The following is a 458-nucleotide window of genomic DNA, read 5'->3' as shown; positions in this document are numbered from 1 at the left end:
GGGCATTCATTAGGCGGGGCAAATGCACAATATGCAGCGGTGTATACAGGACTGGATGCAGTCACGTTTAGTGCGCCTACCGTCGTGGCATCGTTAACACCAGAGATGCGTAGGAATGCAGAAGAAGGTGCTTTTGATCGTCAGGTGACTAACTTCATTCATCCTGGGGATTTCATTGCAAGTGGTATGCTCGGAGGATATGAGAGGCATGTGGGCTCAACCCTCGTGATTAATAAAAGTTATGACGATTTTAATGCCAGTTACGGTGCTGTGGATAAAATAAAGGATACACTGGGGGGTCCTGGATATCACGATATGAAACATTACAGTTTCGATGAGGATGGATATATCGACAATACATTGTATGATGAAATTACGGGTGAACGAGTGAGTTACTCTCCGCGAAAACCTTCGGATCATAACATCCTGGATCATGCACGTGAAGCATGGGATACCCT

Annotated in this window: 1 pseudogene; it reads left to right on the top strand. The window is 45.6% G+C overall.

The features are described 5' to 3' along the window. Positions 1–458 (top strand): annotated as a pseudogene (locus tag FE296_RS00220) (lipase family protein); the annotation flags it as partial.

The organism is Paenibacillus sp. UASWS1643, from assembly GCF_008693195.1.
Lineage (GTDB): Bacteria > Bacillota > Bacilli > Paenibacillales > Paenibacillaceae > Paenibacillus > Paenibacillus amylolyticus_B.
The sequence above is the reverse complement of the archived record's forward strand: the minus strand, read 5'-3'. Positions and strand labels throughout refer to the sequence as shown.